Below are 17020 nucleotides of genomic sequence, written 5' to 3'. Positions count from 1 at the left end.
CATGATTAAAACTCATGTGAGAGAGTTTCCGATAAGTTGAAGCAATCGCGCTGTAGGAGCTTTCCTGATGTCCCGTCGTCTTCCTCCCTTGTATGCCCTTCGAGCATTCGAAGCGGCGGCGCGGCATAGCTCGTTTACTCGCGCCGCCGAAGAACTGTCGATCACTCAAAGTGCAGTCAGCCGACACATTCGTACGCTCGAAGAGCATTTCGCCTGTCGGCTGTTTCATCGCAGCGGACGCAACCTGCAATTGACCGAGTCGGCGCGGCTGATCCTGCCCGGCATCCGCGAAGGCTTCACTGCCCTTGAACGGGCCTGCAATACCTTGCGCGCCGAGGACGACATCCTGCGCATGAAAGCCCCGTCGACCCTGACCATGCGTTGGCTGTTGGCGCGGCTCAGTCGTTTCCGGCACCTGCGACCGGGGAACGAAGTGCAATTGACCAGCGCCTGGATGGACATCGATACGGTGGACTTCAACCACGAACCCTTTGACTGCGCTGTCATCCTCAGCAACGGGCATTTTCCACCGGACTGGGAGGCGACTTTCCTGTTCCCCGAAGAGCTGATTCCGGTAGGCGCGCCGAATCTTCTGAAGGATCAACCGTGGGACGTTGCGCGTCTGGCCAGTGCCGAGCTGTTGCATCCGACACCGGACCGCCGTGACTGGCGCAACTGGCTGGAACGCATGGGCCTGACCGATCGAATCTCGCTCAAGGGCGGACAAGTGTTCGATACGCTGGAGCTGGGCATGATCGCTGCCGCTCGAGGTTACGGCGTGTCCATGGGCGATTTGCTGATGGTGGCGGAGGATGTTGCGCAGGGACGTCTGAGTTTGCCGTGGCCGACCGCCGTCGCCAGTGGTGAGAGTTATTACCTGGTCTGGCCGAAAACCCGCCCCGGCGGCGAGCGTTTGCGTCGCCTCAGCGATTTCCTGCAAGGCGAGGTCCGGGCCATGGAGTTACCGGATGTCGAACGCCTGGGCTGAATCGATGGGGTCGACTCGATTCCCGTTTTGTCCCACATCTGCGGATCAAATGTCTTTCTTGGCATTTGCCGCCGATGTCTCGATTTTTATGCTTGCTGAAACGTTTCTTCAGGTCTATAAAAACGGCACAACTCCAAGAAAGGCTATTGCCATGACCCCACTCAAACTCTTCGTTGCCCTCAGCGCACTGTCCGCTGCCTCCCAAGCCCTGGCCTGGGATTACGTCCTGCTCGACACCGACAAAGCCGCCCAGAACTGGCAAGTCACCAGCCAGCAGCTCGGCGTAAAAACCGGCAAACCGTTCAGCGTGACCCTGCGCACCTTGCACGGCGGTCGGCAGGAAGGCGTCAGCATCGTCGACATCGATAACGGCACGATGAAACTTTCGGTAGTTCCAACTCGCGGCATGAACGTCCTGCAGGCCTCGGTCGGTAACGTGCGCATGGGTTGGGATTCGCCAGTCAAGGAAGTGGTCAATCCGTCCTTCATCGAGCTCAACGGCCGTGGTGGCCTGGGCTGGCTGGAAGGCTTCAATGAACTGGTCACCCGCTGCGGCTACGAATGGGTCGGCCACCCCGGCATCGACAATGGCGAACTGCTGACCCTGCACGGTCGCGCTGCCAATATCCCGGCCAACAAAGTCACCCTGCACATCGATGAAAAACCGCCGTACGCCATCAGCCTGCGCGGCGAGCTGAAAGAGCAGGCTTTCAAGAAAGTCGACTTCTCGGTCGCGACCGAACTGGTCACCGAGCCCGGCAGCGTAGCGTTCGCCCTCAACGACACCCTGACCAACAACGGCGACTATCCGAAGGAATACCAGGCGCTGTATCACAGCAACTTCAGCACCCCATTCCTGGAGCAGGGCGCCCGCTTCGCCGCGCCGGTGAAACAGGTGTCGCCGTTCAACGATAAAGCCAAAAGCGATTTGCCAGACTGGCAAACCTATCGCGCACCGACCAAGGACTACGACGAAACGGTTTACAACGTAGTGCCGTATGCCGATGCCAAGGGCGATACATTGACCGTCCTGCATAACAAGGCCGGCAGCCTGGGCGTCTCGGTCGGTTTCAACACTCAAACACTGCCCGTGTTCTCGCTGTGGAAAAACACCGATACCCAAGGGCAGGGCTATGTCACGGGGCTGGAGCCAGGCACGAGTTTTTCCTACAACCGCCGGTATCAGCGGCCACTGAACCTGGTGCCGACGATTGCGCCCAAGGAGCAGAAGCAGTTCCGTATCAGCTACGGCTTGCTGGCGGATAAGGCGGCGGTGGATAAGGCGTTGAAGCGGGTGAGCGAGATTCAAGGTGGGCGGGAGACTGAGGTGCGGCAGACGCCGTTGGTTGACCTTACCAAGGGTTGATTTTCGCTATCTTTTCGAAAAGCCGCTTATTGGTCGAAAAACACTTACAACTTTGAGCTACTGGCTTGTTGGCCGATATTGCAGCGCTTCGGCCAAGTGCTCGCGTCTGATCTCATCGACTTGTTCAAGGTCCGCAAGAGTGCGCGCTACTTTGAGCAGTCGATGGGCCGCTCGCAGTGACAAGGTCAGTCGCTCACACGCCGTCTCCAGCCAGGTTTCGTCTGTTGTGGATAACTTGCAGTGTCTGCGCAGGCCCGGCAAATCGAGAAAGGCATTGGCGCAGCCCTGGCGCTTTTGTTGCCGTTCTCGTGCGTTGGCAACCAGCTCAGCGGCGGTGGCAGTGTCGTCGCCGGGTTTTAACGCAGGATTTAACGCCGTGGCTTCGCGAGCGACCGTCAGGTGCAGATCAATACGATCCAGCAGTGGCCCCGACAATTTGTTGCGATAGCGCTGAACCATGTCCGGTGTACAGGAGCAACGGCCGCTCGGTTCGCCAAGATATCCACAGGGGCAGGGATTCATCGCGGCGACTAGCTGAAAGCGCGCCGGGAAGCGTACGCGGTCCTTGGCGCGGGAAATCACGATGTGGCCGGATTCCAGCGGTTCTCTCAGTACCTCCAGTACCTTGCGATCAAATTCCGGGAGTTCATCAAGGAACAGCACACCGTGGTGGGCGAGGGTGATTTCGCCCGGTTGCGGTTTCGAACCGCCGCCCACCAGTGCCGGTCCGGAGGCGGAATGGTGTGGTTGTCGGAAGGGGCGCTGTGGCCAATGGCTCAGTGGCACACAGCTGGCGACGGATTGAATCGCTGCGACTTCCAGTGCCTCGTTCTCGGCCAGGGGCGGCAGCAGCCCTGGCAATCGGCTCGCCAATAGCGTCTTGCCTGTGCCCGGTGGCCCGCTGAACAGCAGGTTATGCGCACCCGCTGCCGCAATCAGCAGTGCGCGTTTGGCTGCCATTTGCCCCTGAACTTCGTTCAAGTCGGGATAGGGTTTGCTGGCGTGGAGCAAACCATTGGAAACGTAAGGCTCGATGGGGGTGTGCCCATTGAAATGCGCCACTGCCTGCAGCAGATGGTCCACTGCGATGACCTTCAACCCCGACGCCAGGCAGGCCTCCTCGGCATTCGCCTGCGGCACCATCAACCAGCGCCCGGCCTTGCGCGCCGCCAATGCTGCCGGCAGCACCCCGCAGACCGGCCGCACTGCGCCGGAAAGCGCCAGCTCCCCCAGGCATTCCACATCATCCAGTGTCAGCGTCGGCACCTGTACGCTGGCCGAGAGAATCCCCAAGGCAATCGCCAGATCGAATCGCCCGCCATCCTTGGGCAAATCCGCCGGGGCCAGATTCAAGGTGATGCGTCGCGCCGGAAATTGCAGCCCCGAATTGATGATCGCACTGCGCACCCGGTCCTTGCTTTCCTTCACCGCCGCCTCGGGCAGGCCGACCATGGTCAGCGACGGCAAACCATTGGCCAAGTGGACTTCAACGGTGACGGCTGGCGCCTCCACGCCGACCTGGGCGCGGCTGTGGACGATGGAGAGGGACATGGTCGTTCCTTGAGCTAAACGGGGGCCGCTTCCTGCGGGTTGTTGAAGGGTAGTCGTGGAGTCTGGCCGGAGAATAGGGAAACCTTCGCAGAATGTTGCCGAAGCCACGATCTTTAACAGCAGCCAAACGCAGCGTTCGGCTGCGGTGGCAAACCCATCTCCTGAGCAATCGCATTACTCAACGCCGTTTGCGAGTTGCATAAGGGGCGGCTACGAAACAAGTCGCACTTAGTTGATTTTCTCGAATTTATTTCGCGTGCGAAATTAGCCAATTTATGTTGAGGCAGCTTCTTCGGATGAAGTCGTGTCGTCAAACAAGCTACTGTCACCGTCTAGAACTTTTCTTGTGAAGCTTTCAATATCAAACCTCTTTTTACCTTCTGCGATATGCGTAAAATAGTTGAAGTCTAAATCTATCCAGTCCTTGAGTTTGGTTTCGTAGTTGTTTGGATACTGTGCTTGCTCCACTGCGGGCAGAACTTTGTAACGATCAAGGGCAATTTGGAAAGAGTTAGTAAGCTTTCCAGTACGGTTGTATTCATCAATTGCCTTGGCCGAAAATTGCTGTCGCCAAGTAGATTCTTGTTTGGCCGATTCTTCCAATGCTGCCCGCCTTTCATTGACAGTAAAGGTGCCGCTGTCATCGTAAGTTATTAAGGTCAGTTGATCCTTGGGCATCCCCGAAAACGGATTTTTGCCGAGTCCATTTGTATACTGTGTCGCACTTTTTGCGCGTGCTAATAATGTGGCATCATCTGTGTCAGGAACTTCAGAGTCGTATTTTGATTTATTGATAGTATAATTAGCACTCTCCAATTCGTTGAATGTGTTTTTAGCCATCGAATCCAGCTCCACTCTAGTTAGGCGTGCATCCCGGGCCTGTGCACGTACTGAGGCTTCGCTCAATTGGCTCGCTAGCGTGGAAACGGTACTGCTATCTCGTGCGTTGCCATACCGGTCCTGGGGGCTACTTTGGTTGACACCTGGGTTTTTGCTGGGAGTCGCTGTCAGTTTTTTAGTTCCAGCCAGCGTTTGGCCGCTGTTAACTGCAGAATTGTTTAGTGAATTAAACATTTTTTGCAACTCCCTGTCTGATGACTAAAATATGATCTATCGCTTGATAATATTGATGCTTTGGCAAGATCTTGCAAACCACTTAAGGCTCGCTACATGCTTCACTTCATGGTGATTACTACTGACCAGGCATAGGAGGACGGATTTGTTCTAGTTACCTTGATGGTGCAGGTGGCGCCGCCGCTAGGAGTTGCCGTATTATTCCATTTTGGGATTTTGGTCGCGCCTGCGCCAACAGTCTCCACAAATGTAGCTAAATAAATACATTTCTTTCTACCCATTTGATATCGCAAATTAGCATAGTTGTGGCCAGGAAACATCCGGCTTTGTATGGTGTACGTATCCGAGCCATTTGCAATTACGGACTCTTGTGGAGTAGTTAATGCGTTGGCTTTTGTCGTGGCTTCGTTGTTGGTTGTAGGGGTATACATAGCAGTCTGTGTTCCAAGGTTCTTGAAAGTGACTGTCACAGGCGGCCCGGCGACAGCTGGACTTATGTGAAATGCAGTCAATGCGAAAGCCGCAATTAAAGACTTGGATAGTTTCATGGGTATTGCTCCTTGTGGTGTTATGAACATTCCTTTGGGTGTATCGCACTCGTCATAATCCATTACTCAAGCTGGACTGAATTTTTTTCCGAGCGAGTGCAGCGCTCGCGCTTTGAGAAGTGAGCTTAGAAAGGGTGGCTTTGAGGCGCAATCAGACCGCGGACGAGAACGTTGTAGGGCATTGCCGGGATTACTGCGGGCGGAAAGATCGCAGGCTCGGCAATTCCTACAGGTAAATCTGAAGGTCGTTCTGACTTTATCGCGAGCAGGCTCGCTTGTATGGTAGGACTTGAAGGGAGGAGGAGGGCGGTCGAAAAGGTCGGTACAGCATCCGCATCAACGCTCAATGGCGAATTTGCTTCATTTGGGGTCCTAACGGACCAGAGAATGTCGAAATCGTCGATTATCACTGAGGTGAGTAATGACTAAGAATGGTATGCGCCCGGTTCACCCTGGCGAGATCCTCAAAGAGGAATACCTGGAGCCTCTGAGCCTTACGGCTGCAGCGTTGGCCAGGGCGTTGAGCGTTTCGACACCCACGGTGAACGATATCGTGCTCCAGCGTCGAGGAATCAGTGCTGATATGGCTCTCAGGCTTTCTATTTGTCTGGACACGACCCCTGAGTTTTGGCTGAACCTGCAATCGACTTACGATTTGCGCAAAGCCGAGATTGAGCGTGGGGCTGCGATTCGGGATCAGGTCGAGCGGCTTGCGCACTGCGCCTGATTGTTGTCTTGGATTCATTGAACCCCACGCCGAAAGCGTGGGTTTTTTTTATTCAGAATGCGTGAAGCATCTTCGCGGCTCTTTTCCACCAAGGCGCATTGATAGCAGGCCTGGGAGTAACCTGATCAGGCAATAGTTGCGGCACATCCTGCAACCGAATCCACGGCTGGTTGTTCCAGTGCAGCAAACTCAACGACATTTCCGGCCAGTTCAGCAGGCTCAGTTGCGGGCGTTCGGTTGTGGTGGGGTATTGGGCATCTCGCAGGGCAGGAACAACTTCGTGGGTGAGCCATTCGCGTAAGGCTCGGTATTCGGGGCAGTAGTGATAGACCAGCAAGGCGTAGACGCCGGATTCGCTGACCAGCAGGGTGTTTTCGATATGTCCGTGGATGAGGGTTTTGGCTGTTTGGTATTGGTCGGGGTCGAGTTTTCGGACTTGGCGGTCGTTGAGGTAGATGCGTAGAAGTCGCCCTAGGTCGCGGGCGCTGAACCAGGGTTGGTTTTGTATCAGGAGGGCGTGGAGGTGGAGTTTGTGGCGGGTGAAGACGTGAGGGATTAGATAGTTTTCGTTCATGGTGCAGTTCTCAAGGTGCGATGAAGAAAACTGCCTCTGATCGTCGCCAAACGAAAAGGGTGGCAGCCATGCGGGGGTTGGCGAACCGGTAACGCACCAAACCGGCAGACCCGAAGGTCTCCCACGCATAGCCGCCATAATTCGAGATGAGAGCAAATTTCTCGGTCGAATGCGGTCGCGATGCGTTGTGGTTTTCCAGGTCGCCAAACCCGGTGCTGAGCATTCAGCTGGGGATGAGCATAGAAACCGGAGGCATTGCGACGCAATCGGACGGCGGTGTGATGTTTGTAGGACGTTGCCGGGATTGTTGCGGGGCTGAAGATCAAAAGATCGCAGCCTGCGGCAGCTCCTACAGGTGAAGCGCAAGGTCGTTCCGACCTTCAATCGCGGGCAAGCCCGCTCCCACAGGGATCGTGGTGTTACTCGGCTGGTGGATTGAGCTTCGCTTCAAGCTCGGCGACTTTCGCTTCAAGACTTTCCAGCCGCGCCCGGGTGCGTGCCAGCACGACCATCTGACTATCGAATTCTTCCCGGCTCACCAGATCCAGTTTGCTGAAGCCGCTCTGCAGCAACATTTTGAACTGGCTTTCGATTTCAGCTTTCGGCAGAGGCGTGTCGCCGCTGAAGAGGCGGGAGGCGGTGCCGGTGAGGGCGTCGAGGAAGTCTTTTGGCGCGAGCATGGGCAATGTCCTGGAAACAATGCCGGGCAGTGTATCACGCAGTGTCTATAGTCATTTGCGCGGGCAAGGGATGCACGCTTTTCGCGCATGGGGATGGGCGGTATCGCACCGTTGTTGTGCGTATCGCGTCGGCTGTTGTTGCGAAGTAGCCGTCATCTGCGGGTAAAGGCTTGAAAACAGTAGTTTTTGTGGAGATGGCAAGCTTTCTGCTTAGACCCTGATGACCCATGCACTGAAGCAGTCCCTGTGACGAACGCAGTGCGCCAAGCGAAGCGGGGGAGTGTTTCGTGAGGGGCGTCGGACGGGCAGGTCAGGGCCGACGATGCGTTACAAAGCCAGGCACTGCGCTTAGACTTGAGTCGGGTTTGTTTTCCTGGGGCAAGTCCACCAATTCGGGAGAGAGTTTTCATGAAGCTAGTCACTGCCATCATCAAGCCGTTCAAGCTGGACGACGTACGCGAGTCGCTGTCCGAGATCGGCGTGCAGGGCATTACCGTCACTGAAGTCAAAGGCTTTGGTCGGCAGAAGGGTCACACCGAGCTGTATCGCGGCGCGGAATACGTGGTCGATTTCCTGCCCAAGGTGAAGATCGACGTCGCCATCGACGACAAGGATCTGGACCGGGTAATCGAGGCCATCACCAAGGCTGCCAACACCGGCAAGATCGGTGACGGCAAGATCTTCGTGGTCAATCTGGAACAGGCGATTCGCATCCGTACCGGCGAAACCGATACCGACGCTATCTAAGCCGCCACAAACCCAACGCCCCAGGAGAAAACAATATGACTCTGCGTAAAATCGCAGGGCTAGGAGCCCTGTTGTCCATCGTAATGCCCAGCCTTGCCTTGGCGGCAGACGAAGTGGCGGCACCTGTCCTCAACTCCGGCGATACCGCCTGGATGATGACCTCGACAGCCTTGGTGCTGTTCATGACCATTCCCGGCCTCGCGCTGTTCTACGGCGGCATGGTTCGGTCGAAAAACATTCTTTCCGTGATGATGCAGTGCTTCGCCATTACCGGTCTGATCAGCGTCCTGTGGGTCATTTATGGCTATAGCATCGCGTTCGACACTACGGGCATGGAGCAGGGCGTCGTCAACTTCAACTCGTTCTTCGGCGGCATGGGCAAGGCATTCCTCGCCGGCATCACGCCAGCCAGTCTGACCGGGCCTGCGGCGCTGTTCCCTGAGGCGGTGTTCGTTACCTTCCAGATGACTTTCGCGATCATCACCCCGGCGTTGATCGTCGGCGCTTTCGCCGAGCGGATGAAGTTCTCCGCAATGCTGGTTTTCATGGGCGTGTGGTTCACTCTGGTTTACGCGCCGATTGCGCACATGGTCTGGTCCGGTAACGGCGGCCTGTTGTGGGACTGGGGCGTTCTGGACTTCGCCGGTGGCACGGTGGTGCACATCAACGCCGGTGTGGCCGGTCTGGTTGCCTGCCTGGTGCTGGGCAAGCGCAAAGGCTTCCCGACCACGCCGATGGCGCCGCACAACCTCGGTTACACCTTGATGGGCGCGGCCATGCTGTGGGTCGGCTGGTTCGGTTTCAACGCCGGTTCCGCCGCTGCGGCCAACGGCACCGCTGGTATGGCGATGCTGGTGACGCAAATCGCTACCGCCGCTGCGGCGCTGGGCTGGATGTTTGCCGAATGGATCACCCACGGCAAACCTAGCGCACTGGGTATCGCTTCGGGCGTGGTTGCCGGTCTGGTGGCAATCACCCCGGCCGCTGGCACCGTTGGCCCGATGGGCGCGCTGGTGATCGGTCTGGCGGCTGGCGTGGTGTGCTTCTTCTGCGCGACCACCCTGAAACGCAAACTCGGCTACGACGACTCCCTGGATGCCTTCGGCGTACACGGTATTGGCGGTATCCTCGGCGCAATCCTGACTGGTGTGTTCGCTGCGCCGTCCCTGGGCGGCTTCGGCACCGTCACCGACATCGCCGCACAAGTGTGGATTCAGTGCAAAGGCGTGGGCTTCACGGTGATCTACACCGCGATCGCCACATTCATCATCCTCAAGGTGCTGGATGCGGTCATGGGCCTGCGCATCAGCGAAGAAGAAGAAGCGGTCGGCATCGATCTGGCGCTTCACAACGAACGCGGCTACAACTTGTAAGCAAGCGAATAAAAAACCTGCCCGGCTTGCCGGGCATTTTTTTGTCTGGAATTTGTCATTGAAAGCTGAGCTGAAAGGTTTTTTCCTACAGGTTTTGCGATGTTTGCGCCGAGTGTTTTTGTGCGGTCGAAGGCTTACAGGATTGAAGGAATATTAGGGCCTTTGTTTTTTCCCAGAGCGCGCTAGAATGCGCCCCGAACGTGCGGAGAACTGTATGTGGCAACAGACTCTGATTACCTTGCGGGCGAGGCCCCGGGGCTTTCATCTGGTAACGGACGAGTTACTCGCCGGACTTCCTGAACTCAAGGTGTGTCGGGTCGGTCTGTTGCATTTGTGGCTGCAGCATACCTCGGCGTCGTTGACCATCAACGAGAACGCCGATCCGGCGGTACGTCGCGACTTCGAACGATTTTTCAATCGTCTGATCCCACAAGGAACAGACGGCTATGAGCATAACGACGAAGGCCTGGACGACCTCCCGGCGCACTTCAAGGCCAGCGTGCTTGGCTGTCAGCTCAGTTTGCCGATTTCGGCAGGCCGGCTGGCGTTGGGGACCTGGCAAGGCGTTTACCTGGGCGAGCACCGCGATCATGGCGGTGCCCGTAAAGTCCTCGCCACCGTGCACGGTGAAGAGGCATAGCCGCTGGTCAGCGGCGGCTGTTGATTTTTTTCCGGCAGCCTTCGACAGAGGGCAAAGCTGGGCTATAACTAATCTGCTTTTCGCAAGTCATGAGGTAGAACATGAGCGACGATGATCTGGAAAACGACGACCTCGAAGTAGGCGACGAAGACGAAACCGAAGAAGGTCTGGAAGCCGCGGCGGAAGACGTCGCTGAAGACGACGGCGGTGATGCGCCGGTTCCGACCGCCAAAGGCAAGGCCAAGGCAGCGGTATCGGTTGATGAGCTGCCGAGTGTCGAAGCCAAGAACAAGGAACGCGATGCTCTCGCGCGGGCCATGGAGGAGTTTTTGGCCAAGGGCGGCAAGGTGCAGGAAGTGGAGGCCAATGTGGTCGCCGATCCGCCCAAGAAGCCGGACAACAAGTACGGTAGCCGGCCTATCTGAGCCTGCTGCCCGCTTGCTGAAAAAGCCCGCCGTCGCTGCGGGCTTTTTCATGCCTCATGGAAAAGCAAAAGATCGCAGCCTTCGGCAGCTCCTACAGGTATACGCAAATTTCTGTAGGAGCTGCCGAAGGCTGCGATCTTTGTGAAATCACCTCGAAACTAAACGGTATTCCACCGCGCCAGCAACGCCGGCAAATCGATCAGGCTGCGAATCTCTGCATCCGGCAACCGTTCGGCTTCCCAGGCCTTGCCCGCCGGGTTGAACCAGATCGCCCGCATTCCTGCCTGCTGCGCACCGGCAATGTCATCGCCCGGATGATCGCCAATGTGCACCGCCGTTTCAGCGGTCGCGCCACCGCGCTGCAACGCCTCATGAAACAATCGCGCATCGGGTTTGGCGATGCCGATGTCTTCGGCACACAACGCAAACTTGAAGTAGTCCGCCAACCCCAGCCGACGCACATCGGCGTTGCCATTGGTGACCACGCCGAGGGCGTAATGATTGGCGAGGATTTCCAGGGTCGGTTCGACCTCCGGAAACACATCGATCTGATGGCGAGCGTGCAGAAACACTTCAAAACTCTTGTCCGCCAGATCCGACGCCTCGTCATGCCCGTAACCGGACTCTTCCAGCGCATGGAACAGCACCCGCCGACGCAGGGCGCTGATGCGGTGCTTGAGGCTTGGCTCGTTGCTCAATACACGCTCGCGAATAGCCCACAGATGCTCTACCGGCACTGCCCCAAGGTTGGGCGCGTGCTCGGTCAGCCATTTACGCAAGACGGTTTCGGCGCTGGCTATCACGGGGGCGGTGTCCCACAGGGTGTCGTCGAGGTCGAAGGTGATCAATTGAATACTCATGAATCGTCGCCTTTCATGCGTTTGGCCCGTGGGTGGGCGCTGTCGTAGACCGCTGCAAGATGCTGGAAGTCCAGGTGGGTGTAGATCTGCGTGGTCTTGATGTCCGAGTGTCCGAGCAGTTCCTGCACCGCGCGCAGGTCCTGAGAGGACTCCAGTAAATGGCTGGCGAAGGAGTGCCGCAGCATGTGCGGATGCAGGTTTTGCCCCAATTCGCGTTCTCCGGCAGCCTTGACCCGCACCTGGATCGCCCGCGGACCGAGACGGCGACCTTGTTGGCTGACAAATACCGCATCGTCCGCCGGATTGGCCATGGCCCGCAGTGGCAGCCACTGTTCCAGGGCTTCGCGGGCTTTTTTTCCTACCGGCAGCAGACGGGTCTTGCTGCCTTTGCCGAGTACCTGGACCATTCCGTCAGCCAGGTCGAGCTGGTCGAGATTGAGCCCCGTCAACTCCGACAACCGCAGCCCGGAGGAATAGAACAGCTCCAGAATCGCCTGGTCCCGACGTGCCAGAAAGTCATCTTCAACCCCGCCTTCAAGCAGTTGCAGGGCGCGGTCGGTGTCGAGGGTTTTCGGCAGGCGGCGTTCGCCTTTCGGCGGCGCAAGACCATTGGCCGGATCGTGGTCGCACAAACCTTCGCGGTTCAGGTAATGATAGAGCCCGCGAACGGCAGACAGCAATCGCGCCAGGCTGCGGGACGATTGGCCCTGGGCGTGCAGGCGGGCAATCAGGCTGCGCAGGCGCTGGATGTCCAGCGCCGTCCAGCTGCCGATGTTCTGTTTGACGCACCAGCCCAACACTTTATCGAGGTCGCGGCGGTAGGCCGACAGCGTGTGCGGTGACACCTGCCGCTCACTGCGCAGATGTTCGCAGTAAGCGTCCAGTTGCCGTTCCATGTTCAGCGTACCGAGCGCAGGGAGTTGTTGACCCGTGGCAGCACGCGACCCATGACTTCAGCGATGTAGCTCAGGAACAGGGTGCCCACCGAACTTTTGTAGTGCTGCGGATCACGGCTGGCGATGGCCAGGATGCCGTGGATGCCTTGGTGGCTGATGACAACAACCGCAGTGGAGCCAATCTGCTTGCGCTGTTCTTCGCCGAACAGGAAGTCCAGTTCGTGCTCGCGCAGGCTGCCGCTGACACTTTTGTCTTCCGAGAGTAAACCACCGATGGCCACTTGTGCTTCGGCGTGGGTGACCCAGCGGCCCACCGGCATGGCGTTGTCGCCGAGCAGGATGAGGCTGACGAAGGGCACCTGGAACTCCTGGCGCAGGCTGTCTTCGACGCACATCACCACGTCTTCCAGGCTGGCGGCATCCATCAACGCCAGGATCAGGCGACGGGTCTTGTCGAACAGCCGGTCGTTGTCCCGGGCCACGTCCATCAAATGCGACAGGCGATGACGCAGTTCAATGTTGCGGTCGCGCAGGATCGTCATCTGTCGTTCCACCAGCGATACGGTATCGCCGCGCCGATGGGGAATACGCAAGGACGGGAGCAGTTCTTCGTGCTCGACGAAGAAGTCCGGATGAGCCTCCAGGTACGCGGCAACAGCCGCCGCCTCCAGGCTTTCGGACGGTGATTCGTCAGCTTGTCGTGCGGGTACCTGAGGCTTGTCGGTCATGGATTTCGCTCACTCAAAGACGCACTTGTCCTTCATATACGCGCACTGCCGGGCCGGTCATCATCACCGGTTGGCCAGGGCCTGCCCATTCGATGGACAAGCGCCCGCCAGGCAGGTCGATCAATAGCGGTGAATCCATCCACCCCTGGCTGATCGCGGCCACTGCGGCGGCACAGGCGCCGGTTCCGCAAGCCTGGGTTTCCCCGGCTCCACGCTCCCAGACGCGCAACTGCGCGCGGCTCCGGTCGATGATCTGGAGAAAACCGACATTGACCCGTGCCGGGAAGCGCGGATGATGTTCGATTTTCGGCCCCAGTTCATGTACCGGCGCATTATTGATATCGCTGACCCGCAGCACGGCATGGGGGTTGCCCATGGACACGGCAGCCAGATCGACCGGGGTGCCGTCGACGTCGACCTGATAACTCTTGGCCTGCTCCGGCGCCTGGAACGGAATATCCGCCGGCACCAGACGCGGGGCGCCCATGTTGACGCTGATCTGGCCGTCGCTTCGCACGTCCAGTTCGATGACGCCGCTTTTGGTCTCGACGCGAATCTGCCGTTTTGCGGTCAGGCGCTTGTCGAGTACGAAGCGGGCGAAGCAGCGCGCACCGTTACCGCACTGTTCCACTTCGGAGCCGTCGGAGTTGAAGATCCGATAGCGGAAGTCCACGTCCGGGTTACTCGGTGCCTCGACGATCAGCAACTGGTCGAAACCGATGCCGGTGTGCCGGTCGCCCCATTGCTTGGCATGCTTGGGCAGAATATGTGCGTGCTGGCTGACCAGGTCGAGAACCATGAAATCATTGCCCAGGCCGTGCATCTTGGTAAAACGCAGCAGCATGGTTTTACTCCGGCAGCAGGCTTTCGCCAGCAAACAACTCGGCTACCGTCTCGCGGCGACGCACTTCAAATGCCTGATCACCGTCCACCAACACTTCTGCGGTACGGCCGCGGGTGTTGTAGTTGGAACTCATGACAAACCCATAGGCACCGGCCGAATGCACGGCCAGCAGGTCGCCTTCTTCCAGTGCAAGTTGACGATCCTTGGCCAGGAAGTCGCCGGTCTCGCAGATCGGGCCGACGATGTCGTAGGCGCGAGCAGCAGAGGCGCGCGGGCGCACGGCAGTGACGTCCATCCAGGCTTGATACAGCGCCGGGCGGATCAGGTCGTTCATGGCGGCGTCGACGATGGCGAAGTCTTTGTGCTCGGTGTGCTTGAGGTACTCGACCTGGGTCAGCAGCACGCCAGCGTTGGCCACGATGAAGCGGCCCGGCTCGAACACCAGCGCCAGGTCACGACCGTCGAGACGCTCGCGCACGGCCTTGATGTAGTCGGCAGCCAATGGCGGCTCTTCGTCCTTGTATCGCACGCCCAGGCCACCACCGAGATCGATGTGGCGCAGGTAGATGCCACAATCGCCGAGTCGGTCGACCAGGCCCAGCAGGCGGTCGAGAGCGTCGATGAATGGCGGCAGGGTGGTCAGTTGCGAGCCGATGTGGCAATCGACGCCGACCACTTCCAGGTTCGGCAGTTGCGCGGCACGCACGTACACGTCTTCGGCGTCGGCGATGGCGATGCCGAACTTGTTCTCTTTGAGACCGGTGGAAATGTACGGGTGGGTGCCGGCATCGACGTCCGGGTTCACGCGCAGCGAAATCGGCGCGCGAACGCCCAGTTCGGCGGCGACCACTTGCAGGCGTTCCAGCTCGTCGGTGGATTCGACGTTGAAGCAGTGCACGCCGACTTCCAGGGCGCGACGCATGTCGTCACGGGTCTTGCCGACACCGGAGAACACGATCTTGTCGGCGCTGCCGCCAGCGGCCAGTACGCGTTCCAGCTCGCCACGGGAGACGATGTCGAAACCGGCGCCCAGACGCGCCAGGACATTCAGTACGCCCAGGTTGGAGTTGGCCTTTACAGCAAAGCACACCAGGTGCGGCATGCCGGCCAGTGCATCGGCGTAAGCCAGGTATTGGGCTTCGATGTGTGCACGGGAGTAAACGTAGGTCGGTGTACCAAAGCGCTCGGCGATGGCAGACAGGGCAACACCTTCCGCGAACAGTTCACCGTCACGGTAGTTAAAAGCGTCCATGAGGTTCCCTTATTGGTAGACGTCGTGCTTGTGTGCTTTCGAGGCAGGCTGTTGCTGCGACGATATGGCCTGCTCGGCAGGGTCCTGATTTTCGTCAGGCAGATACAGCGGGCCTTTTTGACCACAGGCCGACACAAGGCAGGCAACCGCGACGATCGCAGCAAGGGAGGAGATCAGGCGCTTCATGGCGAAATCCTTGAAAATGCATTAATTGCGCCGGAGTATACCGGCCACCCGGCAGCTTGCCTATGCAGCGGGGCTCCCGTCCGGCGGGGCTTGGGCCGTGGCCGGCCGGTATCACGCAATCCCTGAGGGGGCGAGCCTGCTCGCGAAGGCGTCGTGTCAGGCGACATCAATGTTGAATGTCAGTCCGCATTCGCGAGCAGGCTCGCTCCCACAATGGGGCCCTTGGTCGTTATCCTTTGCAATCGACAGGGCTCGGTCGTATCTTGCGGCGCTTGAGCCTGATCAGACACTTTTTGAGGTTGCCGTAATGAGTTTGTCCGAAGCGCGTTTCCATGACCTGGTCGATGCCACCCAGCAAACCCTGGAGGACATCTTTGACGACAGCGACCTGGACATCGACCTCGAAAGCTCGGCCGGTGTGCTGACCGTCAAGTTCGAGAATGGCAGCCAGTTGATCTTCAGTCGCCAGGAGCCGCTGCGTCAGCTGTGGCTGGCAGCGGTTTCCGGCGGTTTCCACTTCGACTACGACGAAGAAAGCGAGCGCTGGATGTGCGACAAGAGTGAAGAGCAGTTGGGTGAAATGCTCGAGCGTATCGTCAAGCAACAGGCCGGTGTCGAATTCGATTTCGAAGGCCTGTGAGATCGTGACCCAGCCTGCGCCTGTCCGTGCGCCCAAGCCGATCTACAGCAACGTCAGCCCGGCGGTGCCGTCGCCGTGCAGCGGTGTCTGTCGGCTGGACGAGCAGAAAGTCTGCCTGGGCTGCTTCCGCCACGTCGAAGACATCCGCGAATGGCGCTCGGCCGATGACGATCGTCGGCGCGTGATTTGCGCCGAGGCTGCCCACCGCAAATCCTTGGCATAAGGGCTTTTGTGGCGAGGGGGCTTGTCGGATCGCCGCACCGCCCCGTTCGGCTGCGCAGCAGTCGTAAAGATTCTGGGGCCGCTGCGCGACCCAACGGGGGCAAGCCCCCTCGCCACAGGAGTTCTCCACAAGTCCATAGCGTCGGTTTGGCCATGACTTGTATATTTTTTGAGCTGTGATAGTGTCCGAAAACGCCTCAACCCACCGAGGCTTGTGAAAACCCCGCCTTTTTCTGGCGGGGTTTTGCTTTTTTCGTGCAGAAGAAAGGAGTCTGCCCAGATCATGACCGCACCTTCCATCACCCTTACCCGTCTGGACGTCCAGCGTCTGGAGCGTCTGATCGATAGCCTGGACGAGACGCTGCCGGGCGTTATTGCGCTGCAAACCGAACTGGATCGCGCCGATACTGTGGTCGGCCACGATGAAGTGCCGGCGGATGTCGTGACCATGAATTCCCGTGTGCATTGCCGTGAAGAAGGCAGTGGCAAGGACTACCACCTGACCCTGGTGTACCCCAAGGATGCGAATGCCGACGAAGGCAAGGTCTCGATCCTGGCACCGGTGGGCAGTGCACTGCTCGGCTTGAAGGTTGGTCAGCATATCGATTGGCCGGCTCCGGGCGGCAAGACCCTGAAGCTGACGCTGCTGGAAGTCGAGTCGCAGCCGGCCAATGGCGGCGCGTTCCCCGAGTGACTCCC

Annotated in this window: 21 protein-coding genes and 1 pseudogene; 11 read left to right on the top strand and 11 right to left on the bottom strand. The window is 58.5% G+C overall.

The window, feature by feature from the left end:
• Positions 1-67 precede the first annotated feature (67 nt).
• A complete protein-coding gene (locus ACM6IK_RS19370; RefSeq protein WP_414875621.1) occupies positions 68-988 on the top strand; it encodes a LysR substrate-binding domain-containing protein in 921 nt (306 codons plus the stop codon).
• A gap of 151 nt (positions 989-1139) precedes the next feature.
• Positions 1140-2354, top strand: a complete 1215-nt coding sequence (locus ACM6IK_RS19365) for an aldose 1-epimerase family protein (protein ID WP_414875620.1) — start codon at positions 1140-1142, stop codon at positions 2352-2354.
• Positions 2355-2411: 57 nt separating this feature from the next.
• Here ACM6IK_RS19365 and ACM6IK_RS19360 read toward each other — a convergent pair whose 3' ends face one another.
• The 3 genes from ACM6IK_RS19360 to ACM6IK_RS19350 form a co-directional block, all read right to left on the bottom strand.
• Positions 2412-3905, bottom strand: a complete 1494-nt coding sequence (locus tag ACM6IK_RS19360) for a YifB family Mg chelatase-like AAA ATPase (RefSeq protein WP_414875619.1) — start codon at positions 3903-3905, stop codon at positions 2412-2414.
• Between the two features lie 273 nt (positions 3906-4178).
• The gene (locus tag ACM6IK_RS19355; RefSeq protein ID WP_414875618.1) at positions 4179-4979 is read right to left on the bottom strand and encodes a hypothetical protein; all 801 of its coding nucleotides are present in this window, start codon (positions 4977-4979) and stop codon (positions 4179-4181) included.
• Positions 4980-5080: 101 nt separating this feature from the next.
• Positions 5081-5527, bottom strand: coding sequence for a hypothetical protein (locus ACM6IK_RS19350; RefSeq protein WP_414875617.1), 447 nt, complete (start codon positions 5525-5527; stop codon positions 5081-5083).
• A 302-nt stretch (positions 5528-5829) separates the two neighbouring features.
• On the opposite strand from ACM6IK_RS19350, the pseudogene ACM6IK_RS19345 reads away from it, so the two are divergent.
• Together ACM6IK_RS19345 and ACM6IK_RS19340 are read left to right on the top strand one after the other, a co-directional pair.
• A pseudogene (locus ACM6IK_RS19345) lies at positions 5830-5940 on the top strand (type II toxin-antitoxin system RelE/ParE family toxin); the annotation flags it as partial.
• An 8-nt stretch (positions 5941-5948) separates the two neighbouring features.
• Complete coding sequence (locus ACM6IK_RS19340; RefSeq protein WP_039757791.1) at positions 5949-6254, top strand: HigA family addiction module antitoxin; 306 nt, start codon at positions 5949-5951, stop codon at positions 6252-6254.
• Between the two features lie 52 nt (positions 6255-6306).
• On the opposite strand, the gene ACM6IK_RS19335 is transcribed toward ACM6IK_RS19340, so the two are convergent.
• Together ACM6IK_RS19335 and ACM6IK_RS19330 are read right to left on the bottom strand one after the other, a co-directional pair.
• Positions 6307-6828, bottom strand: coding sequence for a Bro-N domain-containing protein (locus tag ACM6IK_RS19335; protein WP_414875616.1), 522 nt, complete (start codon positions 6826-6828; stop codon positions 6307-6309).
• A gap of 419 nt (positions 6829-7247) precedes the next feature.
• Positions 7248-7508 (bottom strand): accessory factor UbiK family protein, encoded by a 261-nt coding sequence (locus ACM6IK_RS19330; RefSeq protein ID WP_008015521.1) that lies wholly within the window; start codon positions 7506-7508, stop codon positions 7248-7250.
• 408 nt (positions 7509-7916) lie between these two features.
• Here ACM6IK_RS19330 and glnK point away from each other — a divergent pair, with 408 nt between their 5' ends.
• The 4 genes from glnK to sutA all read left to right on the top strand — a co-directional run bounded on the left by glnK (position 7917) and on the right by sutA (position 10693).
• Positions 7917-8255, top strand: coding sequence for a P-II family nitrogen regulator (gene glnK / locus ACM6IK_RS19325; RefSeq protein ID WP_002555808.1), 339 nt, complete (start codon positions 7917-7919; stop codon positions 8253-8255).
• Between the two features lie 35 nt (positions 8256-8290).
• The gene (locus ACM6IK_RS19320; RefSeq protein WP_414875615.1) at positions 8291-9628 is read left to right on the top strand and encodes an ammonium transporter; all 1338 of its coding nucleotides are present in this window, start codon (positions 8291-8293) and stop codon (positions 9626-9628) included.
• Positions 9629-9842: 214 nt separating this feature from the next.
• On the top strand, positions 9843-10268 hold the full coding sequence (locus tag ACM6IK_RS19315) for a secondary thiamine-phosphate synthase enzyme YjbQ (RefSeq protein WP_414875614.1): 426 nt from the start codon (positions 9843-9845) through the stop codon (positions 10266-10268).
• 101 nt (positions 10269-10369) lie between these two features.
• Positions 10370-10693 carry a transcriptional regulator SutA gene (gene sutA, locus ACM6IK_RS19310; RefSeq protein WP_414875613.1) on the top strand — a complete coding sequence of 108 codons (324 nt, stop codon included), beginning with the start codon at positions 10370-10372 and terminating at the stop codon, positions 10691-10693.
• Positions 10694-10851: 158 nt separating this feature from the next.
• Here sutA and ACM6IK_RS19305 read toward each other — a convergent pair whose 3' ends face one another.
• Genes ACM6IK_RS19305 through lptM form a run of 6 tightly spaced genes read right to left on the bottom strand, consistent with a single transcriptional unit; the run spans position 10852 to position 15459 of the window.
• The gene (locus ACM6IK_RS19305) at positions 10852-11553 is read right to left on the bottom strand and encodes an HAD family hydrolase (RefSeq protein ID WP_414875612.1); all 702 of its coding nucleotides are present in this window, start codon (positions 11551-11553) and stop codon (positions 10852-10854) included.
• Entirely contained in the window at positions 11550-12449 is a 900-nt protein-coding gene (gene xerC, locus ACM6IK_RS19300; RefSeq protein ID WP_223544711.1) for a tyrosine recombinase XerC, read from the bottom strand. Before xerC ends, ACM6IK_RS19305 begins: the two co-directional genes overlap by 4 nt.
• A gap of 2 nt (positions 12450-12451) precedes the next feature.
• Positions 12452-13177 carry a DUF484 family protein gene (locus ACM6IK_RS19295; protein WP_414875611.1) on the bottom strand — a complete coding sequence of 242 codons (726 nt, stop codon included), beginning with the start codon at positions 13175-13177 and terminating at the stop codon, positions 12452-12454.
• A 13-nt stretch (positions 13178-13190) separates the two neighbouring features.
• Positions 13191-14021 (bottom strand): diaminopimelate epimerase, encoded by an 831-nt coding sequence (gene dapF / locus ACM6IK_RS19290; RefSeq protein WP_414875610.1) that lies wholly within the window; start codon positions 14019-14021, stop codon positions 13191-13193.
• A 4-nt stretch (positions 14022-14025) separates the two neighbouring features.
• On the bottom strand, positions 14026-15273 hold the full coding sequence (gene lysA, locus ACM6IK_RS19285) for a diaminopimelate decarboxylase (protein WP_108217203.1): 1248 nt from the start codon (positions 15271-15273) through the stop codon (positions 14026-14028).
• Between the two features lie 9 nt (positions 15274-15282).
• The gene (lptM, locus tag ACM6IK_RS19280; RefSeq protein ID WP_218431702.1) at positions 15283-15459 is read right to left on the bottom strand and encodes an LPS translocon maturation chaperone LptM; all 177 of its coding nucleotides are present in this window, start codon (positions 15457-15459) and stop codon (positions 15283-15285) included.
• Between the two features lie 307 nt (positions 15460-15766).
• On the opposite strand from lptM, the gene cyaY reads away from it, so the two are divergent.
• The 3 genes from cyaY to rnk all read left to right on the top strand — a co-directional run bounded on the left by cyaY (position 15767) and on the right by rnk (position 17015).
• Entirely contained in the window at positions 15767-16099 is a 333-nt protein-coding gene (gene cyaY / locus ACM6IK_RS19275) for an iron donor protein CyaY (RefSeq protein WP_083367569.1), read from the top strand.
• Between the two features lie 4 nt (positions 16100-16103).
• On the top strand, positions 16104-16322 hold the full coding sequence (locus ACM6IK_RS19270) for a DUF1289 domain-containing protein (protein WP_414875609.1): 219 nt from the start codon (positions 16104-16106) through the stop codon (positions 16320-16322).
• A gap of 282 nt (positions 16323-16604) precedes the next feature.
• Entirely contained in the window at positions 16605-17015 is a 411-nt protein-coding gene (rnk, locus tag ACM6IK_RS19265; RefSeq protein ID WP_007992229.1) for a nucleoside diphosphate kinase regulator, read from the top strand.
• Positions 17016-17020 lie beyond the last annotated feature (5 nt).

The organism is Pseudomonas sp. IT-196MI5 (assembly GCF_949767415.1).
GTDB lineage: Bacteria > Pseudomonadota > Gammaproteobacteria > Pseudomonadales > Pseudomonadaceae > Aquipseudomonas.
Note: the sequence above shows the minus strand (reverse complement) of the source record. Positions and strands in the feature narration are given on the sequence as shown.